Origin of the sequence: Glutamicibacter sp. MCAF14, from assembly GCF_052114325.1 — a bacterium.
GTDB lineage: Bacteria > Actinomycetota > Actinomycetes > Actinomycetales > Micrococcaceae > Glutamicibacter > Glutamicibacter arilaitensis.
This window is the reverse complement of the sequence record NZ_JBFREO010000009.1, coordinates 69,072-75,927: the sequence shown is the minus strand read 5'-3', so window position 1 is coordinate 75,927 and position 6,856 is coordinate 69,072. Positions and strand designations below refer to the sequence as shown.

Here is a 6,856-nt window from a genome sequence, read left to right as displayed (position 1 = left end):
TGCATGGGTTTCCCTTGTTCCGATACATGCCAAAATGCACGCCTGAAAGTTCTGTCAGGGGTGGGCGCTAGCCCATCGCGTAGCGACGCGCAGCGCCCTTGACTGGGCTTTCAGACGTGCAACAATCGGGCATCGGGGCAAGGAAAACCGGTACCAGGTTTCGGGCACCAAAAGGCGAACCCGACCGCATAGGAAGGCGGTCGGGTTCGGTTTGCTTCCAAGGAAAGGAAGTGAATCTATTGTCTCACGGGCGGCTTAAGCACGCTTCTCGAGGAATTCTTGGAGAGCTTGTGCCACGAGAACCTGCTGCTTGATGTCATTAGCCGCAGCGTAGAGCTTGATCTGAGTATGCAGCTCTTTTGGTATCCGCACGTTGAGCGGCTTCATCTCCGGCTCATTTGATTCTGGGGTCCTGAAGCTCTCGCTCACCGAGGCAGTCTTCTCGGTTGAAGTTTTCGCAGCTGGCTTCATCTTGTCTTTAAGGCTGCTCATGACAGTGCCTCCATTAGTTCCTTGGCCACTTCTTCATAGCCCATCAGGTCGGTGGGAATTTCGCCTGGAATAGTCTTGAATGCCTGGCGGTGCTTGATTCGGGTGTCGAACAGGGCCAGGTCGCTGTCTTCCAGGAATTCCAAGCTATCCCGGAGTGCGACCGTTTGTTCGTTGACCTTGGTGAAAAGGGCAATCCGCGCGGTGTCGGCCGGCAAGTTCGCGTTCGTGGCGACCAGTCGCCGTAGATCCATGACTGCTGGCTCTGTTGGCATGATGACCACATCAGCAATCTTGATTGCGGCATCGATAGTCGCCGGATCTCCTGGGGGAGTGTCGATGATGACGAAATCCGTGGTGCTCTTGCCAGCAAGCCGCTTCAGTTTAGCGATGTTCACAATCTCGACCGGGAATGGCAGCGGAGTTCCAGCCTCCTGAGCGTCTTCAGCCCATTCAGTGGCAGAACCCTGCATGTCGGTATCCCAGAGCTCGACAGTGAAGCCCAGGACAATGAGTGCACAGGCGAGATAGATGGCGCTGGTCGTCTTGCCTACGCCGCCTTTGGTTTGCACGAGTGCAATGGTTGTTGCCACATTCGCCTCCTAATCATTTGCACGCAAGTTATTTTGCATGCAATATCGTAAAATCGCAAGCTATCTTGCAAGTTTTCTACCTAAGCATAAGATTACTAGTTTGCTAGCATTCACGCAAACTATTTTTCAAAATAGCTAGCAAAATTCCTTTATGGGCTTGAGTTTATCTGACGGAGCGGGGGAGTAGCCTAGGCTCGTTATGCCTGAGGAACTTGTGGACGTGTTTTTACGCCGGCCGGTGCGCCGTGGAAGATTCGGCGGGGCGGCCGTGTCTGGCAGGTGGTGGTGGAGCCAACCTGTCATTTTGAGCGGGTCGCCTGGTGGGAAGACCTGACCTTCAAGGTCAGGAAGGGAGCTGCCGACAGAATCGACTATGCCGTATGGCTGGTACAGGTGAGGCTAGGGGCTAATCCGAGGTCGGATATTTTGACCTGGGAGCTGGTGGAGCATCCACGCCTTGGTTCCTGGTCTGTGCGCGAGGTGTCCTAGATTCGTTAGGTCTAGGTGACATTTCGACCTATCGCGGCGGCAAAAGCTACTAAGAATCCGAGCAGGACTGCTGCATACAACCAACGTAATTCTGTTGTTTGTGGTTGGTTTTCTTGGCTAAATCTGTAGTGGCCGCGCGCTGCCGCGCCCATCACGAGGATTGTTCCTGCGGCGCTGGTGTAGATCCAGCCGTCACGTCCTGGCGTGACGAAAAGAAATACCAGATAGATAAGTCCAAAGATTATTGCGGCGCGCGCCTGGGTTAGATGGTGCGTTGCTTGTTCTGGGTTTGGTGCCATGAGTGCTGCTTTCTAGAGATCCGTGCACATGTCATGCTCGCGTGTCGTGTGTTAACTCGAGTACTAAACGTGTGGCTTGTGTGCGGTCGGTCGTTTGGTTCCTGCTGTCCATCATGTGTGCGAAAAAGCAGCGGAGCGAGAGGGCTTTTTTCGTGCCCATGTGGGCAGGAGGCTAGGAACATGCCCCGGTTCGGCGTGCGGCAGCCAGGGCTGCGCGTGCGGCTGCGGCGCCGCGGGAAGCGGTGCTGCGCAGTTGCGGGCGCTGCGCGGCTTGTTTGGCGCGGCGTTCGGTTGCGGCTCGGGCGGCGGCGCGTGCGTGGTTGCTGGCTGCTGCTGCTCGCTGGGATCGGCTGAGCATGATTTCTCCGGAGGCGGTGCGCCATTGGTTCATGCGGTGCAGGATCGCTGCGCGCAAGATCCGGCAGTAGTCGATGTAGGACTGGGTTTCACGGTTGTGCTGGGGTAGTGCTCCCCAGGCTTCCTTGCCGTGCAGGCCTGGTGTGGTTCGCCATTCGAGGGCGTGTTGGATATCTGAGATTGTCCATCCGGTGGAGAAGAAGGGTTTGAACATGTTGAGCACGTTTTTCTTGGAAAAACGGGCAAAATCTGGCATCCGACGCAAGATTTCAGCGGTAGCCGATAGCCCCTGTCCTCTAGAGCTGATCGTTCTGTGAGCTGGCCACAGTTCGACTAGTCGATGATCGGCTTGGTGAGTTTGCGCGGCGGAGCCGTGCCCAAAAAGTTTTTCAGTGCCGCGTAGCGGCTCATTGTGAGTGTTTTCTTCGCGCGTGCGCGTGTAGGAACTTACTTCGTAAGTGGTTAACCCCCCTACGGGGAGGGGTTCTAAGTTATTTCCACAGGCTGTGTTGTTGGGGGTTTGGTGGGTTGGGCGGGTTGTGGTGGTGTCTGGTGTGTCTTGGGGGCGCAGGCCAAGTCCGATGGGGCGGCAGATGACGTAGACGGGGGCTTCGTTGGTGGCTGGTTGGCCGGCTTTGGCGGCGTATTGTGCGCTGCGGCCGGAGGCGACGATGCCGAGGATGCCGTGGGTTCGTAGGAATTTGAGGGCGTTTCCTACGGTGGCGCGGCTGACGCGTGCTTTGGTGGCGATGGTGGCCCAGGTGATGCGCACCGTCATGGTGGTGTGGTTGGTGTAGCGAAGCAGTACCCAGAGCACGGCGAGGATGTTTCGTTTGCAGTCGGCACGGCGTGCCAGTAGCTCGTCCAGGGATCGGGTTGCGCGCCATGCTTGGGCGGTGTGGTCGATCTTCTTGCTGCCATGGGGGATGGCCCAGGCTATGGCTCGGTTGGAGGTTTCCTGGGCGCGTGAAACACGCCGGATGCGTACCGGAGCAGCGGTGTGAGCGTGCTGGGCGGCCATGGCTTCTCTGGCCGCATTGAACTGCGTCTTGCCCTTGGCGGTGAACCCTTCGGGGGTTTCTGCCTTGACGAATGGGCGATGGCCTTTGGCCGTGTGAGCCAGGATTGCTGCCACTCGGCCGTCGGTGGGGCGGGTGCACCAACGCGGGTTCGTGGCGTGGATCGCTTCGATTTGCGGCGTTTCTTGGCTGCTGGTGCTTGATTGGGCGCGCGGAGACGCTACTATAGACACATAAGTCCTTTTCTCTTTGGAGGGTAAAGGAAGGGGAGCGTCCGGCTGGTAACCGGAAGCTTCGTGGTAAATCTCGATCTGAGCACTTTGGCGAGTAGGACAGATCGGATTCAGAATCTTAGGCCCGCGCATTGCGCGGGCTTTTCTGTTTAAGGCTTATCGATAGGTAACTGACCTTTCGAATCATCGCGAGGAAGCCATGCTGGAAGTCCCCGGTCATCAAGTTCTAGAGTTTCAACCATCATGTCGAAAAGGGCTGCACCAGAAATTCCGGCTTTCGCCGCTAGTTCGGTGAACTTGTCCCTATTTTCGCGCTCGACGCGCCATCCCAACGGGATGGGGTCCTTCATTGACCCTTTGGGGCGGCGTGGTGAACTCATACAACCACAATATTGGATAGCGCTGTTATTAAGAGGTATGCGACACGGCTTAATCTATTAAAGATCCACTGCTTTCCTCCCATCAGCGCTTTAGCCGGAGGAGAAACCCCAGGATCATCAGCATGTGTCGCTGTCAGGGACAGGCTCTCAGAAACAGCGATACAGAAATTCACGCTAAGGACATCCCTGCGTCGGTCCTGGAGCGTGGATAAGGGTCGCGAGAAGTGAAATGCCCTTCGGAAACTTTTTCAGTGTCGGGCAATGGTGAGAGCCGCACGTCATCTTTCGGAGCTTGGAGGGAAGATGTCAGGGAGAACTTTCGTTGGTTCTCTTGCATTGTCTCCGTTGCTCGAAAATGTCACCGCACCCGGGTGGGTACGCCTGCGTCTCCACTAACCAACAGGACCTCTCCTCCTAATTAGCGGGAGTCAAGATCCTGGGCGTCCTTGTTGATTTGGTCGACGTTGACCACGGCCTCACTGGACTCAACCGCTAACGCCCCGGACTGAGCCAAGCCCTCGCTGCCTGCCGCGCCGGCGACGCCGTGGTCACCAAGCACGACCGTTCCCTACCCGACTCACGCGGCACGGTCGAGGACTTCACCAAGCGCAACATCAAGCTCAGCCTTGGCGGGTCCTTTCCATGACCCCACCGGCCCCGTCTGCAAGCTCCTCTGCAACGTCCTGGCCATGGTCGCCGGATTCGAATCCGACCTCATCCGTGCCCACACCCGCGAAGGCATGCAAAACGCCAAGGACAAGCTCCGCGAGAAGCAATTCGCCCAGGAAAAAACATCTCGTCTCCCTCCACCGTTGTCCCAGTACACGTCCGCTGAAATCACCTAATTATTTGGCATCGCCTGGAGCCCTGGTGTATCACATCGTCTATCGGAGGCTTTAGATCGCAAGTTAGGTACTAGTAGGGAAATAGTTCTATATTCAACGATAAGCAGTTGTGAAGTGCACGTTAGATGATTTCAAATTGTTATGATCTAGGTGGGAATGGGGGGGGACGCACCATGGCATGCATGGGGAAGACAGACGTTGTCGATGAGCTACAGTCTCTTGGTTATTTCGGGCCTCAAGCCATCGGCCTTCTTCTAAAGCTCACGAAAGAGGAACTGCGAAGATTTCCAGCATTAACCGCAGACAGGGCAACCGAATCTGATGACTATGCTCAAGGTTTCTTTCTTGCGCGTGGCTTGGCTCTTACAACGGCAGTCAGTTTGGAAGCGGCAGACGATGAAGCTCTAGGACGCATGTTTCGGCGCTGGCTGCGCAATTGGCTGGTGGACCAAAACGCCGAAACAGCAATGGGAGCCTTGCGTGACAGGCTCGAGAAGAGACTCGACCGCGACCTGAGGTTCCAGCGCTCTCCCGTTCAACATTTCTGGTTTCGGACTGGAGAACCTGCAGAGGCAGGCGCCGATGACGTCAGCGCACTCAGTGCAGTCGCCCGTCGGGTCCAAGTTACCTATTATCCGGAGCCGCCGGGAGGAAAACGACGCGCGCAGCTGGGGAAAACCGGTGAGTTAGAAAATCTTCTGGAAGAGCTCTTAGTCTCGGCACGGGGCAGTTTACACATCAGCACTCTTGTAGCAGTCGTCGCGAATCGTTTTCCCCACGTTCTAGACCCACATACCATTTACCCTGACGAAGGCGAAAACACATCGATAGAGTCGGTTGCGGATCCGAATCCGTCACCTTTGACTGAATTGATGCAAGAAGACGAAGATGAAAATTTTGGTTTGCTGGCCGAAGTCGCCTTCAGGCAACTCACGCAGGAGGAGAAAGAACTCGTGCTTGTTCTGGATGATCTCAAAGAAGCCATGAAACTGCTTGGTCTCCAGCGCAGTTCTGCTTCGCTCCGCATCTCACGTTTCAAGTCGCGCCTGATCGAAATTGCTGGAAACGATTCAAATAGCCGAGAAATTCTCCGAAGGATTATCGGACTATGCAACCTCTCATATCATCCGGAAACCGGGGTGGCGATGGACAACACGGGGTTTGTCCCGTCAACACAGGGTGGAGGACTAAACCTATGAATAAATCACCCAGCGCAGCAAACCGTTTACTTGAGCTAGCGAAGATCACCACCACACCACCGCTTTTGCGATCCGCAGCCGCTGCAACTCCGGATATTGATTCTTCCCAGTATCAAGTCCATAGTGACTTCCTTTGGTGGGCACGATGGGAGGGAAAGAGTGTCCTACTCCTCACCTTGAATGAACCTTCCACACCAAGAACCGTTCGAACAGCCCCGGTAACGATCGAGCCTGGCTTGGAGGACAAGGATTCGGTGGTTCTGGCAGCGGAAGCTTCCGGACTCGGTCTACCGCTGACTGTCTGGATTGGGCTTGCACAAGATGTGCCGATACGCGCCCTTGAACGTCCCCTTGGCCGCGTTACAGCGGACTTCTCATGGAACGATCTTCGACAGAGAATTACCTCGCCGTCCACTGGTTTCAGAGCGGGAACCAATCGATCCGAATCATCCCCCAGTGCAGAAAAACGTGCTGAGCTTGAGGACTTATTGGAAGATTGGGCAGAAGGACTGAAACCTCTGCCATCTGTAGAAAGAACACAGAAATCGCCACAGAAAACCCCCTTCACGTTAAGGCAGGTAGTGGACGCGTTAGCAATTCCCCAACGCCAAGCCATGGATATTGTTCGCGGATCACACAATCTCACCCCGAGCGAAGCTGAAAGACTCGCGGCATTCATCGGTTCCACGCCTGCGGCAATCATGGCAACTGCCGAGCCGCTACCAACCGAACTGCTGCTGGAAATCGAGCAGCCACGCTGGAGGCACCTCGTCATTTCAGAGATGAAACCCGATGAGTCCGATGAAGTGCTACCACAGCTTAGAATTGCCCGTCAGGCTTTCGCCCTGGCAGCACGCCAGAGCGGCCAGGGGCAAGACGTGTGGCACCAGCGTCTGAGGACGATCGCACTCGGCTACCAAAGCATTAGCCCGGATGCTAAGGAAAAATTGTGA

Annotated in this window: 9 protein-coding genes; 3 read left to right on the top strand and 6 right to left on the bottom strand. The window is 55.8% G+C overall.

What is annotated here, in order from left to right; genetic code table 11:
- Nucleotides 1-255: 255 nt before the first annotated feature.
- The 6 genes from AB4Y71_RS16020 to AB4Y71_RS15995 form a co-directional block, all read right to left on the bottom strand.
- The gene (locus tag AB4Y71_RS16020) at nt 256-492 is read right to left on the bottom strand and encodes a toxin-antitoxin system HicB family antitoxin (RefSeq protein WP_102599348.1); all 237 of its coding nucleotides are present in this window, start codon (nt 490-492) and stop codon (nt 256-258) included.
- Complete coding sequence (locus tag AB4Y71_RS16015) at nt 489-1,082, bottom strand: ParA family protein (protein ID WP_102599347.1); 594 nt, start codon at nt 1,080-1,082, stop codon at nt 489-491. The genes AB4Y71_RS16020 and AB4Y71_RS16015 overlap by 4 nt, the downstream gene beginning before the upstream one ends.
- Nucleotides 1,083-1,582: 500 nt before the next feature.
- Nucleotides 1,583-1,870: a hypothetical protein gene (locus tag AB4Y71_RS16010; RefSeq protein ID WP_417367960.1), complete on the bottom strand. Its 288-nt coding sequence runs from the start codon at nt 1,868-1,870 to the stop codon at nt 1,583-1,585.
- 172 nt (nt 1,871-2,042) lie between these two features.
- Nucleotides 2,043-3,479, bottom strand: coding sequence for a hypothetical protein (locus AB4Y71_RS16005; protein WP_441721941.1), 1,437 nt, complete (start codon nt 3,477-3,479; stop codon nt 2,043-2,045).
- Between the two features lie 149 nt (nt 3,480-3,628).
- On the bottom strand, nt 3,629-3,859 hold the full coding sequence (locus tag AB4Y71_RS16000) for a hypothetical protein (RefSeq protein WP_441721938.1): 231 nt from the start codon (nt 3,857-3,859) through the stop codon (nt 3,629-3,631).
- Nucleotides 3,860-4,277: 418 nt separating this feature from the next.
- Complete coding sequence (locus tag AB4Y71_RS15995) at nt 4,278-4,418, bottom strand: hypothetical protein (protein WP_441721935.1); 141 nt, start codon at nt 4,416-4,418, stop codon at nt 4,278-4,280.
- A gap of 130 nt (nt 4,419-4,548) precedes the next feature.
- On the opposite strand from AB4Y71_RS15995, the gene AB4Y71_RS15990 reads away from it, so the two are divergent.
- The 3 genes from AB4Y71_RS15990 to AB4Y71_RS15980 all read left to right on the top strand — a co-directional run bounded on the left by AB4Y71_RS15990 (nt 4,549) and on the right by AB4Y71_RS15980 (nt 6,856).
- Nucleotides 4,549-4,704 (top strand): hypothetical protein, encoded by a 156-nt coding sequence (locus AB4Y71_RS15990; protein WP_441721933.1) that lies wholly within the window; start codon nt 4,549-4,551, stop codon nt 4,702-4,704.
- Between the two features lie 182 nt (nt 4,705-4,886).
- Nucleotides 4,887-5,903, top strand: coding sequence for a hypothetical protein (locus tag AB4Y71_RS15985; RefSeq protein WP_441721930.1), 1,017 nt, complete (start codon nt 4,887-4,889; stop codon nt 5,901-5,903).
- Nucleotides 5,900-6,856, top strand: a complete 957-nt coding sequence (locus AB4Y71_RS15980; protein WP_441721927.1) for a hypothetical protein — start codon at nt 5,900-5,902, stop codon at nt 6,854-6,856. The genes AB4Y71_RS15985 and AB4Y71_RS15980 overlap by 4 nt, the downstream gene beginning before the upstream one ends.

Excerpts from the sequence above, each read along its gene's own strand:
- AB4Y71_RS16010 (WP_417367960.1), bottom strand. The coding sequence starts at position 1,870 with ATGGCACCAAACCCAGAACAAGCAACGCACCATCTAACCCAGGCGCGC.
- AB4Y71_RS15980 (WP_441721927.1), top strand. The coding sequence starts at position 5,900 with ATGAATAAATCACCCAGCGCAGCAAACCGTTTACTTGAGCTAGCGAAG.
- AB4Y71_RS15990 (WP_441721933.1), top strand. The coding sequence starts at position 4,549 with ATGGTCGCCGGATTCGAATCCGACCTCATCCGTGCCCACACCCGCGAA.
- AB4Y71_RS15985 (WP_441721930.1), top strand. The coding sequence starts at position 4,887 with ATGGGGAAGACAGACGTTGTCGATGAGCTACAGTCTCTTGGTTATTTC.
- AB4Y71_RS16000 (WP_441721938.1), bottom strand. The coding sequence starts at position 3,859 with ATGAGTTCACCACGCCGCCCCAAAGGGTCAATGAAGGACCCCATCCCG.
- AB4Y71_RS16020 (WP_102599348.1), bottom strand. The coding sequence starts at position 492 with ATGAGCAGCCTTAAAGACAAGATGAAGCCAGCTGCGAAAACTTCAACC.